Origin of the sequence: Porphyromonas miyakawae (assembly GCF_045865415.1) — a bacterium.
GTDB lineage: Bacteria > Bacteroidota > Bacteroidia > Bacteroidales > Porphyromonadaceae > Porphyromonas > Porphyromonas miyakawae.
On sequence record NZ_BAAFSF010000001.1, the window covers coordinates 79,075 to 97,141 of the forward strand.

General features: G+C 42.6%; 12 protein-coding genes and 2 tRNA genes. 4 read left to right on the top strand and 10 right to left on the bottom strand.

What is annotated here, in order from left to right; translation table 11 throughout:
* Window positions 1-9: 9 nt before the first annotated feature.
* Together ACLWMH_RS00290 and cysS are read right to left on the bottom strand one after the other, a co-directional pair.
* On the bottom strand, window positions 10-999 hold the full coding sequence (locus ACLWMH_RS00290) for a glycosyltransferase (protein WP_411914781.1): 990 nt from the start codon (window positions 997-999) through the stop codon (window positions 10-12).
* Window position 1,000: 1 nt separating this feature from the next.
* Window positions 1,001-2,476, bottom strand: a complete 1,476-nt coding sequence (gene cysS, locus ACLWMH_RS00295) for a cysteine--tRNA ligase (protein WP_411914782.1) — start codon at window positions 2,474-2,476, stop codon at window positions 1,001-1,003.
* A 386-nt stretch (window positions 2,477-2,862) separates the two neighbouring features.
* Between cysS and ACLWMH_RS00300 the strand changes: the two genes are divergently transcribed.
* Together ACLWMH_RS00300 and ACLWMH_RS00305 are read left to right on the top strand one after the other, a co-directional pair.
* Window positions 2,863-2,934, top strand: a tRNA-Met gene (locus tag ACLWMH_RS00300).
* Window positions 2,935-3,366: 432 nt separating this feature from the next.
* The gene (locus ACLWMH_RS00305) at window positions 3,367-4,371 is read left to right on the top strand and encodes a calcium/sodium antiporter (RefSeq protein ID WP_411914783.1); all 1,005 of its coding nucleotides are present in this window, start codon (window positions 3,367-3,369) and stop codon (window positions 4,369-4,371) included.
* 132 nt (window positions 4,372-4,503) lie between these two features.
* On the opposite strand, the gene deoC is transcribed toward ACLWMH_RS00305, so the two are convergent.
* The 5 genes from deoC to mnmG are packed head-to-tail and all read right to left on the bottom strand — an operon-like array spanning window position 4,504 to window position 10,001.
* The gene (deoC, locus tag ACLWMH_RS00310) at window positions 4,504-5,415 is read right to left on the bottom strand and encodes a deoxyribose-phosphate aldolase (protein ID WP_411914784.1); all 912 of its coding nucleotides are present in this window, start codon (window positions 5,413-5,415) and stop codon (window positions 4,504-4,506) included.
* Entirely contained in the window at window positions 5,408-5,791 is a 384-nt protein-coding gene (locus ACLWMH_RS00315) for a nucleotide pyrophosphohydrolase (RefSeq protein WP_411914785.1), read from the bottom strand. The genes deoC and ACLWMH_RS00315 overlap by 8 nt, the downstream gene beginning before the upstream one ends.
* Window positions 5,792-5,796: 5 nt before the next feature.
* Window positions 5,797-6,249 carry a D-aminoacyl-tRNA deacylase gene (gene dtd, locus ACLWMH_RS00320; protein WP_411914786.1) on the bottom strand — a complete coding sequence of 151 codons (453 nt, stop codon included), beginning with the start codon at window positions 6,247-6,249 and terminating at the stop codon, window positions 5,797-5,799.
* A 16-nt stretch (window positions 6,250-6,265) separates the two neighbouring features.
* Window positions 6,266-8,101: an excinuclease ABC subunit UvrC gene (gene uvrC, locus ACLWMH_RS00325; protein ID WP_411914787.1), complete on the bottom strand. Its 1,836-nt coding sequence runs from the start codon at window positions 8,099-8,101 to the stop codon at window positions 6,266-6,268.
* A 13-nt stretch (window positions 8,102-8,114) separates the two neighbouring features.
* The gene (gene mnmG / locus ACLWMH_RS00330) at window positions 8,115-10,001 is read right to left on the bottom strand and encodes a tRNA uridine-5-carboxymethylaminomethyl(34) synthesis enzyme MnmG (RefSeq protein ID WP_411914788.1); all 1,887 of its coding nucleotides are present in this window, start codon (window positions 9,999-10,001) and stop codon (window positions 8,115-8,117) included.
* A 330-nt stretch (window positions 10,002-10,331) separates the two neighbouring features.
* Between mnmG and ACLWMH_RS00335 the strand changes: the two genes are divergently transcribed.
* Window positions 10,332-10,404 (top strand) — tRNA-Lys (locus ACLWMH_RS00335).
* 197 nt (window positions 10,405-10,601) lie between these two features.
* On the opposite strand, the gene ACLWMH_RS00340 is transcribed toward ACLWMH_RS00335, so the two are convergent.
* Window positions 10,602-12,998, bottom strand: a complete 2,397-nt coding sequence (locus tag ACLWMH_RS00340; RefSeq protein ID WP_411914789.1) for a leucine-rich repeat domain-containing protein — start codon at window positions 12,996-12,998, stop codon at window positions 10,602-10,604.
* 593 nt (window positions 12,999-13,591) lie between these two features.
* Between ACLWMH_RS00340 and ACLWMH_RS00345 the strand changes: the two genes are divergently transcribed.
* A complete protein-coding gene (locus ACLWMH_RS00345) occupies window positions 13,592-13,762 on the top strand; it encodes a hypothetical protein (RefSeq protein WP_411914790.1) in 171 nt (56 codons plus the stop codon).
* A 32-nt stretch (window positions 13,763-13,794) separates the two neighbouring features.
* On the opposite strand, the gene ACLWMH_RS00350 is transcribed toward ACLWMH_RS00345, so the two are convergent.
* Window positions 13,795-16,164, bottom strand: a complete 2,370-nt coding sequence (locus ACLWMH_RS00350; RefSeq protein ID WP_411914791.1) for a leucine-rich repeat domain-containing protein — start codon at window positions 16,162-16,164, stop codon at window positions 13,795-13,797.
* 367 nt (window positions 16,165-16,531) lie between these two features.
* Window positions 16,532-17,668: a hypothetical protein gene (locus tag ACLWMH_RS00355; RefSeq protein ID WP_411914792.1), complete on the bottom strand. Its 1,137-nt coding sequence runs from the start codon at window positions 17,666-17,668 to the stop codon at window positions 16,532-16,534.
* Window positions 17,669-18,067: the final 399 nt, after the last annotated feature.

Consider the following 18,067-nt stretch of genomic DNA (forward strand, 5'->3'; position numbering starts at 1 on the left):
TGGAGAATGTTATTCGTAAAAGCTATCCTTAAAGGCGTTATATCCGCGCTTCTTATGTATAAGGCTTTGCCAAGCGGCTATTATTAGTCCCGATCCATATCCTGTTACTTGAATAAAGGTAGCCGGTATGGCATAGAGCGAAGCCGAATAACTCCGTGTGCGATAAAAAGAATCAATTCCTACTAATAAAGCAAAGAGTAGCAGCAAAACCCATAATAGGGGATGCCAAAAGCCTACTAATACAAAAAGAACGAACAGCACCGTGGCAAAAGAGGGTAGTAAATGGATCAACTTCAAAGAGCCTTCGTGCCGCTGAGTTAGGTCTATACGAGCTGCACCACTATTGTACACCTGCTTAAAAAACTTACGGAAGTCGGTACGACGCTTATGGTATACCCAGGCGTTGGGTATTAGAGCCACTGCTCCTCCGGCCTCATAAACACGCATGGAGAAGTCTACATCTTCCCCGAAGCGCATAGCTTCATCAAAGCCCTTTAGCTGCTCAAACATACCTCGCTCCACACCCATATTGAAAGTGCGGGGACAATAATGCTTATGTTTCTTACCGCCTCTTATCCCACCTGTAGTAAGGGGTGAGGTCATCGCATAGTTAATACCTTTTTGCAATGCGGTGAAATCGTCAGCCGCACGATCCGGCCCTCCAACCAAAACGGCATTGCTACGAGCTATTCCATCCTGTAGGGCCAACACATAGCCTTCAGGAAGTACGACATCAGAATCTAAGAATACCAACCACTGCCCCTCTGCTGCCAATGCACCTACATTACGTGCTTTGGAGGGACCCCCGTTAGGGGTCTCAATATAGTGTATATGGAGATGCTCTTTGTAGTGTGACACTACCTCTTTACTGGAGCGGGTACTCCCATCCTCAACGATAATAACCTCAAAGTTGCTTACACCCTGCTGCTGCAAGCTGGCAAGCAATTCTTCTACCTCCTCCGGACGGTTATAAACGGGGACGATAAAGGATAGCAGCATACTACTCTTTAAGTTGCCACTCAGTACCCTCTTTGGTATCCTTCAGTACAAAGCCCAAGGCAGAAAGCTTGTCGCGGATTAAATCACTCGTTGTCCAATCTTTCTTGGCTTTTGCCTCTGTACGTACTTCCAAGAGCAACTCTACGGCTCCGTGGTAGGCCTCCAATCCGGCTGCACTACTATCTCGCTCATCCTTTAGCCCTAAAATATCAAACAAATAGGTGCGGAAAAGACTCTTTAAAGCCGATAAGTCGGTCTCGGTAAGTGTTTCGTCACCACTCTTGAGACGATTAATCTGCTTAGCTATTTCAAATAACTGGGCAATAGCAATCGGGGTATTCAAGTCATCCTGCATAGCCTCCTCAAGCGCTTTTTGATAGGGCTCTATGGTAAAGCTACTACTCTCTTTTGGGGCAATTGTATCGAGTACAGCATTAGCATCCATCAAACGCTCGTATCCCTTGTGCGCTGCCTCCAAGGCTTCGTTACTAAAGTCTACCGTACCGCGATAATGAGCACCAAGGATAAAGAAGCGTATAGTCATCGGACTATAGGCAGCGGTTAGCTTCGGGTGGTCGCCTGTAAAAAACTGCTCCAGTGTAATGAAATTACCCAAGCTCTTACCCATCTTTTTTCCCTCAATCGTGATCATGTTGTTGTGCATCCAATAATGGACAATGGCATGTCCTTCGGCTGCTTTAGCTTGCGCTATCTCACACTCATGATGGGGAAACATCAAGTCCATACCCCCTCCGTGAATATCAAACTCGTTACCCAAGTATTTACGTCCCATAGCGGTACACTCCAGATGCCAACCGGGGAATCCTTCGCTCCAGGGAGAGGGCCAATGCATCAGATGCTCCGGCTTAGCTTTCTTCCAAAGTGCAAAATCCAATGGGTTGCGTTTCTCATCCTGACCATCCAGTGTACGTGTTTGGCTCAGCATTTCGTCTAACTGCCGTCCGCTTAGCTCTCCGTATTGATAAGATTTACTGTATTTGGGTAGGTCGAAATAGACAGAACCCTCGCTCACATAAGCGAAGCCGGCATCTAAGATCTCTTGAATGAGGGCTATCTGCTCAATGATATGTCCGGAAGCACGCGGCTCAATGCTAGGCGGCAGTACATTAAGGGCATTCATGGCTGCATGATACCGTAAAGTGAAGTACTGCACCACCTCCATAGGCTCCAACTGCTCTAAGCGTGCCTTCTTCGATACCTTGTCCTCCCCTTCATCAGCATCGCCTTCTAAGTGTCCTACATCGGTTATATTGCGTACATAACGCACCTTATATCCCAAGTGCTGTAAATAACGGAAGAGCACATCAAAAGTAATGGCCGGACGGGCATGACCTAAATGGGCATCGCCATAGACAGTGGGACCACATACGTAAAGGCCTACATGAGGCGGATTAATGGGTATAAACTGCTCCTTTTTGCGGGTTAGCGTATTGTAGAGATAAAGAGGATGATTCATCGCTATAACTTATTCTTAGAGAATGTACTACTCTATGCAAAGGTAGCAAAACCCCTTTACATGTAGAGAGCAGTGGAAGCCTCTTGCCAAAAGATCTGTATCTATCCATCAAAAGATATAGATATTTGAAATGAAACATCAGAAAGTTTTGCCCAAAAGATACAGATCAATTTTCAAGTAAGTACTTAGAGAATTTGCCGATGGTTGTGGAGAAGACGGAAAACGCCCTCTGATTCGTATCACAAAAGCAAACAATAAAAGAAACAACCAGCAATGAGTGTATGCTCAAGTATTTTTGTTTTTAGAGAAAAGTTGACTACCTTTGTAGTCGTTCAGGTGAAGTACTCCTCGTACGTCGGGGATTTTTTATTCTGAATGCGTGTGATTGCGAGGTGGAGCAGTGGTAGCTTGCCGGGCTCATAACCCGGAGGTCAGGGGTTCGAATCCTCTCCTCGCTACTCAGTAAAGCGGCGGTGCATCGGTGGGTGTGCTGCCTTTTTTATTTCTACTCTATAGAATCCACTTTTTATCTCCTCCTTATTGCCCTTTATTGTATATTACTTTATAGGATAATATAGATACTAATCATAATAATAATGCCGTTGAAGCTGTTGATACCGCTCGATACCCGCATCAGTAGCGCAATGTGTATGTTCATATCTCTGTTGATAAATAGTTGAAAAGTTTTGCTTCTTTTCCTTGGTTATTTCATTTCTACTTTGGATAGAAAAGAAAAGGACAAAAGCAAGTTATTTAACAAAAACTTATCTACACGTTACGAACAACTTTTCGAGTAGTTATCAACGTATTATCAACAGTTGTTTTTTATTTGTATCCACTTCTTTTTGTACCTTCGTCATAGAAATTGTTATCTGTAATTAAAGAAGTAAATGACTGAATTGCTACTACCTTCTCTGCTACTTATCATTTGCATTGTAGTAATTGGCTATGGTGCTAATTTGCTCACGCGGGGAGCTGCTGCCATAGCCTTGAAACTGAATGTATCTACACTGGTAATCGGGCTAACCGTAGTCGCTATGGGGACGTCCATGCCGGAGTTAACCGTTAGTTTGTCAGCGGCAATACAGGGAAGCGGAGATATATCCATTGGAAACATATTAGGCAGCAATATCCTTAATATATTCCTCATTTTAGGAATTACTGCCTTACTTCGTCCACTTCGAGTGGCCAAGAGCACTGCATGGTATGAATTGCCCTTCTTACTCTTTGTTTCACTTCTGCTTTGGTTTTTCTGTTCGGATAAAGAATTGGGATTCGCTGATTCATCAACTTTATCTTGGTGGGAGGGAACTATACTTTTCATTCTCTTTATCCTATTTCTTATCTATACGATTTGGTTGGGTAAAAGACGCGAAGAACGTGTAGTAGAGAAAATTAAGGAGGACCGGATTGAACCGGAAGTATTACCTATACCTTTATGGAAGTCCTCTCTCCTTGTTTTGATCGGTTTAGGGTTGCTCGTAGTAGGCGGAAAGTATTTTACTGAACAAGCTGTACAGATTGCCAAATTACTGGGTGTGAGTGAGGCATTTATAGGACTTACCATCGTAGCATTGGGTACCAGTATTCCTGAGTTGGCTACCTCTATTGCTGCAGCACTCAAAGGCGATGCCGATATGGCTGTGGGTAATATAGTGGGTAGCTGTATTTTCAATATTCTCCTGATATTGGGGCTTGTCTCTATGATCAATCCTCTACCTGTAAGCGGTATTACAAGGCTCGACTTCATAATGGTAGTGGCCGCTCCACTTTTGCTCCTTTTCTGTGCCTTCTTCTTTGGCAAACGAAAAATAATGCGCTATGAAGGGGCTATTTTGCTTCTTTGCTACGTAGCTTATACGGTTCTATTACTGAATAATACGGGAGTTTTCTAATAAAGCATCTCTAAAGCAAGACGAGACCATAAAAAAAGGCACGAGCGAAATAGTTCACTCGTGCCTTTCTGTTTTTAGTCTTGCTTTAGTCTATGACGGATGTATATGGATACACATTCCGGTAAAGGCTATTTAGCCTTCCATTTCGCTAATTGCTTTGCGAAGGTTTCCTTCTAAGCTACTTGCGCCAATACGGAAGAGTTCATTGGTGAGCCACTCTTCTCCAAGTACACTCTTGATGATACAATAGTACTTAACCGCCTCCTGAGGTGTACGGATGCCACCGGATACCTTTATCCCGCAACGTACATCAAACTTATCGTAATACTCTTTGATAACTCTTGCAATAGTATAAGCTGCCTCTAATGTGGCTCCGGGACAGTCCTTTCCGGTAGAAGTCTTTACGAAGTCTGCACCACTGAAGATAGACATAATGGCAGCACGACGGATCAGTTCCGGATCCTCTAAGAGTCCACTTTCGATGATTACTTTAAGCTTTGCGTGCGTGGCGTGTTCCTTTAGCTCCCTAATTTCTAAATCTACATTTTGCCAGTCTTCGTCTAAGAATTCCCCTATATTGAGTACAATGTCGATTTCGTTTGCTCCGTCAGTAACGGCAAAGCTTGTCTCCATCAGCTTTGTTTCCATTAGAGTCTGAGAAGCCGGGAATCCGCCACTTACCGATGCAATACGTACCGAGGGATCCTTTAATTCCGCCTTAACCTGCTTTATATGAGCGGGATAAACACAAATAGCCGCTACTGAAGGTAGGTTATTTTCTTTTGATTCGTACTTTTTATTGACCGCTTCTACAAAGTTGTGAATGCTCGTTTTATTGTCTTTTGGCGATAGTGTAGTGAGGTCTATCGTGCTATAGAGAAAGCGTAGCGTTGCTGCTGTGTAAGCTTTGTCATACTCTTTCTCAATAATATCTGCTACACTGCGTTCAATAGAAGCTTTTGTACCGGCAGGCAGGAAAGAGTTGAATGCTTCCTGGTACTTATTATTGATAGGATGCTCGTGTTTTTTCTCTTTCTTATTCATCTGTTTTATGGGTCAATTTATTATTGTTTATGTGACGCACCTTGTCACGGTTTGTTTTCTTCTCGATATTGGCTTTAAGCGCCTTATCCAAATCAATATGGTAATAGTTGCCTATGCAGGTTGCTACCCACATAAGATCACTCAATTCGTCGGCTAAAAGTTCCTTTGCCCGCTCCGTTTCGTTCTCCGGGGTAATAGCAAAGCGCTCTTTATCTCTTTCACTCCAGCTCTGATCCCCTTCGGCACGTGCCATAATACGCGCTATTTCTCCTGTCTCTTCTGTGAGGATGGCCATGTTAGTCAGTGGGGAAAAATAGCGTACTCCATATTGTTTAATCCATTGATCTACAATATGTTGATACTCGTTTATTGTCATTTGCTTTACTTGATTTGTGTGCTGTCCAAAATAATAGTTACCGGCCCGTCATTAAGTAGCTTGACTTTCATATCAGCCCCGAACTTACCTCTCTGTATACGACCGGGCATGGCTTCCTCCAATTGCTCACAAAATCGTTCATATAGTGGTTCGCTGATATTTCCGGGTGCAGCCGCTATGTAGCTGGGGCGATTTCCTTTTTTGCAATTCGCATACAGCGTAAATTGACTCACTGCTAATATAGAGCCTGACACCTCTTGTACACTTCTATTCATTACCCCTGCTTCATCATCGAAAATACGAAGTGCTACGATCTTTTTGGTGAAGCGTGCAATATCTTCTTCCGTATCGTCGTGTGTGAAGCCAACTAACAGTAAAAGTCCGTTCCCTATTGATGAGATTGTTCTTCCCTCAACCTCTACAGATGCTTCCTTTACTCTCTGTACAACTACTTTCATATGCCAAAGATAAGCATTAATCTTTGATGTTTTTTCCCTCTTTTTGCGTAAAGAATTTTTTTATTGCTTCTGCACTTTTACTGCCTACAAGCTCTTTTATTTCTTCCTCTTCTGCAGCTTTTATCCGGGATACACTGCCAAAGTGCTTGAGCAGTATTTCCTTTCGTTTCGGTCCAATACCCGGAATGCCGTCAAGAGCCGATACTTGCTGTGCCTTTGCTCTAAGTGATCGGTGAAAAGTAATTCCAAAACGGTGTGCTTCATCCCTAATATGCTTCAGTACACGAAGTGTTTCGCTATTGCGTGCTAGTATGATGGATTGGCTATCACCTGGGATATATACCTCTTCTAATCTTTCAGCTAAGCCAATTATATCAATGTTCTTCGTGTCTATTCTTAGTTCTTCTAATGCTTCTAATGCACTTTTTAGCTGACCTTTGCCACCGTCTATCACGATAAGATCAGGAAATTGTCGCCCCTCTTCCTCTAATTTTTGGTATCTTCTTGTGATTACTTCCTTCATTGTAGCGTAATCATCCGGTCCAATTACCTGTTTCACGTGGAACTTTCTATACTCGCTTTTCGATGGTTTGCCATCTCTAAATACTGTGCAAGCAGAAACAGGTTGTGCGCCTAACGTATTGGAGTTGTCGAAGCAATCAATGTGACGTGGTAGCTTATTAAGTTGTAAGTCCGCTTGCATCTGTTTCATCAAACGGAGTTTTCTTTGTTCCGGATTTAGTTTATCCTGTTGCTTCTCTTTTTCCTTTATGTAAGCATCTACATTTGCTTCAGAGAGCTTGAGGAGTTTTAGTTTATCTCCTCTTTGCGGAATCGTTATTTTGTATCGCTCTTGTAGCCAGTCAATGGAAAAAGGAAGGATGATTTCTGTTGATTCAAGGGCAAAGCGCTCCATCATATCCGTAATAATCGTGGCAAAGATTTCCTCTTTTTCCTCTTCCAATGCCTTATGCCACTCCTCAGTTACTAAAAAACGAATGGCACCATTCTGTACGGATAAGAGATTTACGTAGGCACGCTTCTCTATTTCTTTATAGCTAAAGGCAACTATTTTCCCGTAATGGTTGTGGATAACCGTCTCTTGTGCATCGTAACTCTTGAGAAATTCTATAATCTGTCGGGCCTCTTCTGCCTCCTCGTAACGCTCTTCAGCAGCGAGACTTTGCATTCGGGCAAACTCTTCTTTATATACTTTGCTTATGTCTCCCTTTATGAGCTCTTCTGCTTTGCGAATGCTTTCTGCATAATCCTCCTTGCTTATCTTTCCTACACATGGGGCTTTACAGCGTTTAATGTGGTATTGTAGGCAAACGTTGTACTTACCTTGTGCTATACGTTCTTTTGAAAGCGGAAGGCGGCAGGTTCTTATTTTGTAAAGATTTCTAACTAACCAAACTAATCTCCTGGCTTGTGCGACATTAGTATAAGGTCCGTAGTACACCCCTTTGCTCTGATCGATATTTCGTACTACAGCGACTCGCGGAAAGTCGCCTTTGCTGAGCATTATTGAGGGATAGCTCTTATCATCTTTGAGGAGAATATTGTATTTAGGTTGGTAGGTTTTAATGAGATTATTCTCAAGGAGAAGCGCATCACTCTCTGTTTTCACCACAAAGAATCTCATATCCTTGATAGTTTCTACTAATCGTTGCGTTTTTCTATCAAGATGCTCTTTATTGAAATAGCTGCTCACTCTTCGCTTTAGATTCTTCGCTTTCCCGATATATATTATATTTCCCTCTGCATCCAAGTATTGGTATACACCGGGGCTTTCGGGTAGTAGCGAGATTTTTAGCTTGAGAGCATTCCCATCTTCCTTATTTAGTTTCACGTGAAACAAATACTTATTGTTTGAGAAGTACTAAGAGTACCGAAATATCGTGCGGAGAAACGCCCGGGATGCGGGCTGCTTGTGCCAGCGACAATGGTTTAATTCGTTGCAACTTTTGTCTGGCTTCTGTAGAGAGGCTCTCTATTGAGGCGTAGTCTAATCGGTCACCTAAGCGGAGGTTTTCCATGCGTAATAATCTTTCAGCCTCCATTTGCTCACGCTCTATGTAACCTTGATACTTGATAGCTATTTCTGCTGATTCACTTACTTCGGGTGCAACGCTATTAGCTTCTTCCATTTTTTCTCGCAAGGAAGGGAGTGCACTACTCAAATTTTCAAGCGAAAGCTTTGGGCGGAGCAGCAGTTCTCTCAGTTTCACGCCTTGACGTAATTCGGAGTCCTCCACTGTGCGTAGTAAATGATTCATCTCTTCCGGTGTTACGGAGAGTGATGTGATGTATTGGATGAGGGACTTTATTTGCTCTTCTTTGCGACAAAAAGCTTCATATCGGGCACTATTTACCAAGCCTACAGAGTGTCCCGTAGGGGTAAGCCTACTATCTGCATTGTCCTGTCTTAGCAGAATTCTAAACTCTGCCCGCGAGGTAAACATTCTGTAGGGTTCATCTACTCCTTTGGTCACCAGATCATCAATGAGTACTCCTATATAGGCTTCATTTCTCTTTAGAATAAGCTCCTTGTCAGTATACAGTAGGGATAGAGCCGCATTGATTCCTGCCATTAGTCCTTGGCAAGCTGCTTCTTCGTATCCTGTAGTACCATTAACCTGTCCTGCCATGTAGAGTCCGTCTATAAGCAAAGACTCCATCGTTGGCTTTAGTTGTGTAGGATCGAAGAAGTCGTATTCAATCGCATATCCCGGTTTGAAGAAACGTACATTTTGAAAAGCCGGTATGGTGCGTAGCGCAGCTAATTGAACTTCCGGCGGTAGGGAGGAGGAAAATCCGTTTAAATAGTATTCATTGGATTCATGCCCTTCCGGTTCTAAGAAGAGTTGATGATGGTCTCTTCCTGCGAAGGTTACTATTTTTGTCTCAATGCTTGGGCAATAACGTGGTCCAATGGAGTGTATTTGACCATTATAAAGGGGCGATAGACCTTCGTCAATGGCCTGCTGTAGAATGGCATGACACGCTGCATTGGTGTGTAGTACATAGCAAGGTTGTTGTGGGAAAACACTTGCCGTATGCATAAAGGAGAATCCTCTTGCTTCTGAGTCGCCATGCTGTATTTCGGCAAGGGATAGGTCTACAGTACGTATATTAATGCGCGGTGGAGTGCCCGTTTTCATCCTATCGGTTGCTATACCACAGTCAGAGAGCTGCTCTGTCAGTGCATTGACCGGTGGTTCGCCAATCCTTCCTCCCGGGAATTGCTCGGCTCCGAAGTGCATAATCCCGCGAAGAAACGTACCTGCCGAAAGGATTATGCGCGATGCTTGTATTTCTCCCCATAGATCGGTTACAACGCCTTTTACCCTTTTATTCTGTATGATAAGGTTTCTTACGGTATCTTGTATTATTTCTAGCGAATCCGTATGCGTAAGTTCATTGCGCCAGAGGATGGAGAAATAGTCTTTGTCGAGTTGTGCTCGGGGGCTCCACATAGCAGGTCCCTTACTTCGGTTGAGCATACGGAATTGCAGTGTTGCTTTGTCGCTTAATATTCCGGTCATTCCTCCGAGAGCATCTATTTCGCGCACTATTTGCCCTTTGGCAATCCCGCCCATCGCAGGATTGCAGCTCAGGGCAGCTATGCGGCTCATATCGGAAGTAATAAGCAGCGTATGCAAACCCATTTTAGCAGAAGCAGCGGCGGCCTCACAACCGGCATGACCGCCCCCGATCACAATGATATCGTATTTCCTTATTGTAGTCATCCAATTTTATTAGCCCTCTTTTAGAGGGTATACATTGTATTACACAACACTCCATAAGGTAGGAAAGTTCAAATGAGCACTTTTTTTTCAGAGAGGCGCGATGTGTATTTAGTACGTAGAATTGCCAAGTCAATTCTGCAAAAGAAATATTCTGTAACAGATTGATATACTGAATAATACAATGTTTAATAACCTCTATGGGTGCAGATTTAGTTTTCTCAAAAGTGAGAAAATAGAGAGAAAAATATCGGGAAAGAGGTATCTTTTGCGTTTATTTCAAAATAATCTGTTACCTTTGCATTCGCTGTCAGGCAAATATTCTGTTGGCGCGACTCCGTAGCTCAGTTGGTAGAGCAACTGACTCTTAATCAGTGGGTCGAGGGTTCGAATCCCTCCGGGGTCACATACTTTACATAATACTTACTTAATAGAGGAGGAGTGGTCTTGTGATCATTCCTTTTTTCTTTCTCTCATTGGTTAATCCCTTCGTCTCTCGATTCCTGCAAAAAGGGTACGTACTCATCAGCAGAGTGCGTACCCTTTTGTGGCGCGGTTGTGTCCTTATAGCAGGATGTAGCCGCTTAGTAAGTGCTTAATTCTTTACCGCTTGATGGTTAGTTGACGAGTAGTCAGCACACCCATAGCATCACGGAAAGTAACCAAGTAGTTGCCTTCGGGCAGGCCTTCCAGTCGCAATACAGCGTGTCCGCTTTGATCAGCGGTAATGGTTAGGAGGCGTGCTCCATCCGTTCCGTACACGCTTACTTCACCTTGTGGAGCTACTCCGAATAAGTTTGCTTCGCTGTTTGCAGGATTCGGGTAGAGGGCAATATTTTCGCGTGTGACAGTTTCAGCATCATTCTTAAATGTAGCGGTAACTTTTACGTTGCTCTTCACTACAAAACGCTTAGTAGCGGTGATATCCTCATCGTTAGCCATCAGCTTATCCAGCTCATAACCGGCTTCGGGAGCCACTTCTACGGTAAGTTCTGTACCATAAGGTACTGCATTAAGGTCCTTTGTCCCTTTAACTGTTACCAATCCATTGGCATTCTTCGAAACGGTTACTACAAAGGAAAGAGCATTGTTGGTACAGTTCCCATCCCGTCCGGAATAAAGGGTTCCTTTCTCTTCGCCCATCTTAGTTACAGAATATACATTCCATCCTTTGGATTTAGCGATGTCTACAGCATGCTTAGTTATGGTGTTGCCGCTTTGTGTATCGCTATTCTTTTCAGCTTCAGTGACTGCGATAAAATCTCCCGTTAGCCCGGATTTCTTTTGGGGAAGAGCAATGGCTATCTTCTCCATTTCGGAGCATTTGATATTATTTCCATCACAAAATAGGGTACTGAGTAGTGAGCATTTCGATATATCTAAGTTGGTGAGTAAATTCCCGGAACATGCAAGGTTAATTAAGTTAGGTGAATTTGTTACATCTAATGAGGTTAGTTTGTTACCGCTACACTCCAATCCTCTTAGATTTGTGGAATTCTGGATCTTTAAAGCGTTTAGACTATTCGCATAGCACGACAAATGCTTCATTTCTTTACACGCTGTGAGGTCCAAGGAAGTTAATCGATTTGCATAACAGAATAGAGAGGTCAGCTCTGTATTTTTGGATAGGTCTAAGGAGGTAATTTTATTGTTATAGCAATCTAATTCTTTCATCTTTAGGCACTTTGTTACATCAAGAGCAGTCAATTGATTGGCATTACAATACAAGTGAATCAATTCAGGGCAGTTGGATACATCTAATTGAGTTAGGTTGTTGCCATAGCAATCAATCCAAGTTAATGAGGGACATTCAGAGACATCAAGCGTCTTTAGCTGCCCCTTGTTACATCCGAAAGATAGTATTTCACCACTTAATGTAACCGTCTGCGATGTCAGTTTATACTCTCCATAATAAGCGACCGCAATTTTTTCTGCACCACTCAGTCCGGTAACCGATACGTCTCCTTTTGCTGTGAGCATTATTTTAATGGTTTCTCCAACTTTTTTATCAGTTGTAAATGTGATTTTGGAGCTATTGTTTGTACAGGTGACATCGCGTCCGGCATATTCAGTTTTCTTATAGGCACCGGGTGTAGCAGAGGAATATACTTTCCAGTTTTTAGCCTTGGCAACACCTACTGCATGTGTTGTGAGTACGTTGCAAGTTTCTAAATCTGCGTCTTTTTCGGCATCAGTAATAGCATCAAAAGAGGCATTATCTTTAAGGTCTCTTTGAGGAAGGTTTGCTGCGATTTCTTCCATTACTGAGCAATTTAGCAAATTACTACCGCAAGAAACCTTTTTTAGAGAAAGGCAATTCTTTATCTTCAGAGACTTGAGTTTATTGCTATAGCAGAATAATTGTTTCAGAAGAGTGTGATCTGAAAGGTCCAAATCTGTTATGTTGTTGCTGTGGCATTTTAGTATCTTGAGGTTTTTGCAAAGAGAGACATCAAGAGAGGAAATTTGGTTGCTGTAGCAAGCTATTTCAGTAAGTGCCGTAGACTTGATTCCTTTAATGGATGTAAGTTCATTATTGTTACAAGATAGGTACTGAAGCTTAGTACAGTTAGAAACATCCAATGTTGAAACTTTATTACGTTGAAAATCAATATAGCTGAGTTTTGGACATTGAGAAACATCCAAAGAAGTCAATTGATTATTCCAACAAACTAGTGATTCCAGATTTGTACAGTTGATAAGATCTATATTGGTGAGTTTGCTTGAATGGCAGCCGATGTTAGTAATATCTCCCACGAATTTGATCGTCTTATCGGTGATAGGATAGGAATAATATACACTATCGGTTTTTACAGTCCCATTAATTCCTTCGGCAACTACAGGGCCATTTGCCTTTATCAGTAGGCGTATAGTCTCTCCCGGTTGGCTCGTTGTAGTCAGGGTAATGCTTGTTGTATTATTGCTTTGTGCTGATGCGGATAGAGCAAAGACAAAAGCAGCTGCCAAAAGCAGCAATTTATGTATAATATTTGTTTTCATATTGTTTTTTGTACTTACATGTATTATTACTTCGCTTGCATAGTTTATGTACTATTTAGTGTATTCTATAGGATATGCCTAAAAGAAATAGTTTCTTTTCTTCAAATGCTAAGCCGTAAATACACAGCAATAATCTTGATAAACAAAAGAAGTGGATTTTAGAACTATACCAAGTATCTCCACCAAGCATAGCGTATTTACGGCATCAACGGACTCCTCTGATATTCTTTCCTGTAAGTTTTTTCATAATCAATGAGCTTCTTTATACATCAATACTTAGCTCCTTTTCAATAAGAAATGCGCTTTCTCTTACTTTTAATCCTAATTCCTTCGCTACAAATGGGCGGTGGAATAGATAGGAATACGCATTGAAATGGTGTTTATTAAGCAAACACAATATCATAAAATATATTCACTACTATATCAATTCGTAATTATAAAATATATTTTATAGGCATTTTCTCAAGCAACATTCTCTTAAACGCGCGAAATGTAGTAATAAATATTCGTTCTGCCAAAAACCTCTTTCTTTTCAAACAGTTTATGAAGAAAACGAGTATCCGATGCCGCCAATTAACTATTCCTAAAACGCTGTGAAGCCTTATAGAGCCTCTCCCGAAAGTTCTATGTGGACCGGAAATGGAGTATGGGTGACAACTGTTGCAGCTAAGGGGTTGGATTGCTCTGTAGAGGATAAACGAAAGATACGCACCTTCCCATGGAAAGGTGCGTACCCTTTTGTGGAGCGGTTGCGTTTCCTTTGAGGGAAGCAGCCGCTTATTAAGTGCTTAATTCTTTACCGCTTGATGGTTAGTTGACGAGTCGTCAGTACATCCATGGCATCAAGGAAAGTAACCAAGTAGTTGCCTTCGGGAAGTCCCTCTACGAGCAATACAGCGTGTCCGCTTTGATCAGCAGTAACGGTTAGGAGGCGTGCCCCATCCGTTCCGTACACGCTTACTTCACTCTGAGGAGCGACTCCGAATAAGTTTGCTTCATCGCTTGCGGGATTCGGATAGAGGGCAATATTTTCGCGTGTGACAGCTTCAGCACCATTCTTAAATGTAGCGGTAACTTTTACATTGCTCTTCACTACAAAACGCTTGGTTGCGGTGATATCCTCCTCGTTAGCCATCAGCTTATCCAGTTCATAACCGGCTTCTGGAGCTACTTCCACGGTAAGCTCTGTGCCATAAGGCACTGCGTTAAGGTCCTTGGTCCCTTTGACCGTTACCAATCCATTGGCATTCTTCGAAACGGTTACTACAAAGGAAAATGCATTATCGGTACAGTTTCCGCCTCGTCCATCATAGTCAGTGGCATTATCAGAGCCGGCAGCTTCAAGATAATGCACATACCAATTCTTCTCTTTTGCTACCTGGGCTGCATGCTGTGTCAATACATTGCCGCTACCCGGAGCTATGTCTCTTTCATCTGCTGTTACGGCATCCAGTGCGCCTGTGGCTAGTGATGTCCTATCGGGTAATGCATCAGCTATAGCCTCTAAAGCGGAGCATCCTAAGAGGTTCTCTTCGCATGAGATAAAGGAAAATTTCTCACATCCGGCTAGGTTTACGGAGGTCAAGCGGTTTTTATACGCAATGAGCCATTCCAGATTGCTGCATTTAGACATATCAAGGGAGGCTATTTGGTTGTCATAGCACCATACTTGAAATAGTTTAGTACATTGGGACACATCCAAAGCCGTTAACTTATTTTCTGCGCAGGTTAGCTTTTCCAAATTGGCACAAGTAGTCAAGTCTAATTCAGTCAGTTTATTTTGATGGCATCTCAGTTCTTTTAGTTTGGGACACTGACTCAAATCCAGCTTGGTTAATGCGTTGCCATGGCAATACAGCACTCTGAGCACGCCACATGAAGAGATATCCAAAGAAGATAGTTGGTTCTTCGAGCAGTTGATGTAATCGAGCTTGCTGCATCCCGATACATTTAGCTTGGTTAACTGATTCTTATAGCACCAAAAATCGCTCAGATTAGGGCATTTAGATACATCGAGTTCCTTTAGTTCGTTGTTTTCGCAAGAGAATGTACTTAGGTTGGCGCAGTCGAGGCTCAGAGAGGATACTTGTGCGGTGTGGCAGTCGAAAAATGTTATATCGCCACTAAGCGTTACAGTTTGTGCGGTAAGGGTATAGTCGTTAGCCATATCAAAGACAATATCTTCCTTGATCCCTTGCGCTGTGACAGCTCCATTTGCTTTTATTTTCAGCTTAATCGTTGTACCCACCTCCTTAGTGGTTGTGAGTGTAATATTTGCTTTGGGTTGGTAATCGGCACAGGTGCCTTCCAGCCCTTCAAAGGCTGTGTGGGTATAAGAACCTGCTGTAGGAACGGAAAAGACATCCCAGTTTTTGCTAACGGCCACTTGAACGTTGTCTTTGGTTAGGATGTTTCTTTCTCCCTCAGTAGCATTCTTTTCCGCATCGGTAAGAGCATTGAAGGAGCCCATGAAGTAGGAGGTTCTTTGGGGAAGCTCTTGCACTACTTTTTCCATCTTCTCACAGCTCAAATGGTTGTCTTCACAAGCAAGCCATAAGAGGCCATTACAAGAAGCAAGGGATAGATCGGTTAATTTATTGCTGTAGCAGTTGAATTCGCTTAATTTACCGTGTCCGGATACATCCAACGAGGTGAGTAGGTTCGTGTAGCAGGAGAACTCGGTAAGCTCAGTGCAGGAAGATACATCCAGGGTGGTTAATTTATTTTTAAAGCAAAAGAGTTCGCCCAGCTTGGTACATCCCGAGATGTTCAATTCTGTCAAAGCATTATTGCCACAATATAGTCCCCATAGCTTGGCGCAAGCCGAAACATCTAATTTAGTTATTTCATTATCAAAGCAGTATAACGAACTTAGGTTATCGCATTTAGATAATTCAAGAGCATTTATATTGTTACCGGAACAATCAAATTCCTGAATACCCGCCCCTTCAATCTTTATAGTTTGCGAAGTGAGGGTGTAGGTTTGTGTTTCCCCATCAGCGATTATCTTTTCCGTAAGTCCCGTAGCGGTAACCGCCCCATTTGCTGTGATGGCCAGTTTTACTTTATCGCCTACGTTTTTTGTGGTGGTAAAGGTAATGCTCTGTGCCGAAGCGGGCAGAGCAAAGAGCAGTAGGAGTGCTACAGACAGAAGTCTGTTTCTCATTTTAGTTTCCATGTTGTTTGTCTTTTCCTCTCTTAACCAATATATTTTATTTGTAATATGTTTCGAAATAATGCTATTTTCTTGCGTTGAGACAAATGTAAGAAATAAATCTTGATAATGTGCTTAAAATGAAAAAATAATTCTTTTCAGAAGTAAAAATAGATCAATTGTTCACTGTCTTTTTGTCAACATATCCTGCGCTTCATACAATCTGAGGGGCAAAATGGCATTTCTACGCCTAAAAAAATATCTGGATCTTTTGCTAAAAAGATCCAGATGTTTCAAACGAAAGATACGTACCTTTCGATTGAAAGATACGTATCTTTTTGTAGAGGGAGCGTTACCGCTTAGTAATGGGGTTTACTTGTTATTGTGCACGAAAAAGTCGGATTGACATACCCTTTTTTCCATATTCTGCGTACACATCGGCCATAGTAGCACGGAAGTTCATTGCCCATCCGTAGCCGGGACCATCATCGGAATAAGACCAATAATATCCATAGGACCCAACGCTTCTTTTTTCTCCCTTCAAGGTAAAACCACAAGCCGGGAATAGGCGTACCGCAATCATTTCTGTTTTGGCTTCCTCGAAGGGGAGTTTCATAACATCCTCAATCTTTATAGAGCTATCCACGGGGCGGGCGGTTATTTTAAGTACCTGTACGCCATCCACCTTTGTGAATTCATATCTCCACGCAGAGAGCCACTCAGTGCCTTTGAAACGCAGTGCATACGCAATGCCGTTCACATTGCCTCTGTAATCATTTGTAGAGGTTACGGTCTCGCCATTGATGACTACGGTTTCAGAAACATTGTCAAATGTTACGTTCAAATCAAAATTGACATAATCCTGCCTTGCGTATTCCGGTACAATGGATAGCCACTCTTGCTTGGAGGGCAGATGGTACTTCGTACCGTCAATGGTGATACCTTCCTTAAACTGCGCAACGGCTTCATCGAAGGTAAAGAATCCACTCCCCTCCGTGGAAAGCGTGGTTACGAATGCTGTACCGTCTGTATCCAGGTTGTATTCGGTAACAAACATCAAGGGAGTTTTGACTTCAGGTTTCTTTTCTTCCTTGTCGCGTTTGATGGTAAGTTCCTGAGTCAGGTTCTCCGGCACGGTAACCTTAGCTTCCAAAGTAAAGAGTGCTTCGTCTTTTCCTGCAGTTACCTTAAACGTTTTGGCAGCATCGTCAATGGTGATTTGGGTAGCATCTCCGGCTTTGAGCGCGATGGTAAATTGCTCTTTCTTGAGCGGTTTTTCTGAAATCATCTTTCCCTCGGGAGAGAACTCTTGCAGGGTGCCCTCTACAACTCCATCACCGCCTTGTGCGCTAAACGTGGATGGGTTTGCCGTAAATATGGCTTTAAAGCTATTCTTCGGCGTTGGATTGGGTACCGGTGTCGGAGTAGGGGTTGGCGTAGGCTCGGGTACCGGCTTCGGATCTTGACAGGCCACTGCGAAGAGCAGCATAAATAGTAAAGGAATAATCTTTTTCATACTAGCAGTGATTTCTTAAATGGTTGCGTTATGTATAATGTTCTTTGTATCGTAAGGCGTAGCGACAGAAAAGCAGGCACAGAGCGTGCGACCCACGTTGCTAAAGAGGAAGAGATCCCGGGCGAGTTGTTTATAAAACTATGTGTCCCATTCTTTCGTGCAGAGATAGTCATTAGTCAACTTATGTCTTCCACTACTAGACAAAGATAGCCATTTTCCCCTTTAGACAAAACTAAAAATGAAGAAAAGATATATAAGATTGGAAATATGTGTCTATTAGTTAGTAATTATCTCGCTACAATGCCAAACACTGTCTCTTTATGCAGTCAAATTGTTCCTCTCTGCTGCGGTATGAGTGGGGAGGTCAAAACGAAAGATACGCACCTTTCGTTTGAAAGA

Bases quoted from the DNA above. Each gene is read 5' to 3' on its own strand.
- ACLWMH_RS00290 (WP_411914781.1), bottom strand. From the start codon at position 999: ATGCTGCTATCCTTTATCGTCCCCGTTTATAACCGTCCGGAGGAGGTA.
- cysS (WP_411914782.1), bottom strand. From the start codon at position 2,476: ATGAATCATCCTCTTTATCTCTACAATACGCTAACCCGCAAAAAGGAG.
- ACLWMH_RS00305 (WP_411914783.1), top strand. From the start codon at position 3,367: ATGACTGAATTGCTACTACCTTCTCTGCTACTTATCATTTGCATTGTA.
- deoC (WP_411914784.1), bottom strand. From the start codon at position 5,415: ATGAATAAGAAAGAGAAAAAACACGAGCATCCTATCAATAATAAGTAC.
- ACLWMH_RS00315 (WP_411914785.1), bottom strand. From the start codon at position 5,791: ATGACAATAAACGAGTATCAACATATTGTAGATCAATGGATTAAACAA.
- dtd (WP_411914786.1), bottom strand. From the start codon at position 6,249: ATGAAAGTAGTTGTACAGAGAGTAAAGGAAGCATCTGTAGAGGTTGAG.
- mnmG (WP_411914788.1), bottom strand. From the start codon at position 10,001: ATGACTACAATAAGGAAATACGATATCATTGTGATCGGGGGCGGTCAT.
- ACLWMH_RS00340 (WP_411914789.1), bottom strand. From the start codon at position 12,998: ATGAAAACAAATATTATACATAAATTGCTGCTTTTGGCAGCTGCTTTT.
- ACLWMH_RS00350 (WP_411914791.1), bottom strand. From the start codon at position 16,164: ATGAGAAACAGACTTCTGTCTGTAGCACTCCTACTGCTCTTTGCTCTG.
- ACLWMH_RS00355 (WP_411914792.1), bottom strand. From the start codon at position 17,668: ATGAAAAAGATTATTCCTTTACTATTTATGCTGCTCTTCGCAGTGGCC.